Source organism: Neochlamydia sp. EPS4 (genome assembly GCF_000813665.1).
GTDB lineage: Bacteria > Chlamydiota > Chlamydiia > Chlamydiales > Parachlamydiaceae > Neochlamydia.
The window spans coordinates 1-1,135 of record NZ_JSDQ01000088.1 but is presented as its reverse complement, the minus strand read 5'-3'; the positions used below and the strand labels follow the sequence as shown (position 1 = coordinate 1,135).

Sequence of the window (1,135 nt, the reverse complement as noted above, 5' to 3'; positions counted from 1 at the left end):
AGATATTAACAAGCAGGCTTTTATCTTAGATAGGATTTATAAGCTGGAAAGTAGGCTTTCTGAAACAGCAAAGGTAAATGCAATTTTTAGGCAAATCTTTACTTCAGCTAGTTCTCTTTCTCCTCTAGAATTTAAATGGAGGACTGAAGAAAAGAAATATTTTACTTTAGCTAACTACTCCTCTTATCTGCTGAACATTAATCGCCTTTTACTCTGGAAAAAACTTCCTAGTGGGGAAGAATACTTGAGCCGAGAAGAAAGTAAGCACTCTCCTCTAGAATTTAAATGGAAGACTGAAGAAAAGAAATATTTTACTTTAACTAACTACTTCTCTTATCTGCTGGATATTAATCGCCTTTTACTTTGGAAAAAACTTCCTGGTGGGGAAGAATACTTGGGCCGAGAAGAAATTAAGCACTTGCCTCTAGAAAAAAAAGGAGAGCTTTTTAAACATTGGATTGAAGGAAATTGTAAAGATTTAACTTCGCTAAATTTATCTAAAGCAGGCTTGACTTATTTACCCCCAGAAATATGCCAGTTATCTAAGCTGCGAATGCTTTACTTAGAACAAAACCAGCTCACCGCTCTGCCTGCAGAAATCGGGCAGCTACCTCAGCTGCAATGGCTTGATTTAAGTCAAAACCAGCTCACCGCTCTGCCTGCAGAAATAGGTCAATTGTCCCAGCTGCGATGGCTTAATTTAAGCCAAAACCAGCTCACCAGCCTTCCTGCAGAAATTAGGCAGCTGTCTCAGCTGCAACATCTTTACTTATATCGCAACCAGCTCACCAGCCTTCCTGCAGAAATCGGGCAGCTGTCTCAGCTGACCCGGCTTCTCTTAGGCGAAAACCAACTCACCAGCCTTCCTGGAGAAATCGGGCAACTGTCTCAGCTGCAAGAGCTTAACTTAAATCAAAACCAGCTCACCGCTCTGCCTATAGAAATGGGGCAGCTGTCTGAGCTGCAATGGCTTTACTTAAATCAAAACCAGCTCACCACTCTGCCTGCAGAAATAGGTCAATTGTCTCAGCTTACCAAGATTGAATTAGCGGCAAATCCTTTGAAAGATATTGTAGAAAAAAATAAGGCAGCGTTTTCAATTGTAGAATGGCTTAAGTACTTTTTAAATGGGGGT

The 1,135-nt window shown here is 40.7% G+C and carries 1 protein-coding gene; it reads left to right on the top strand.

The window, feature by feature from the left end:
- A partial coding sequence (locus tag DB42_RS11015; protein WP_080502812.1) for a leucine-rich repeat domain-containing protein occupies nt 1-1,135 on the top strand: 1,135 nt, incomplete at both ends.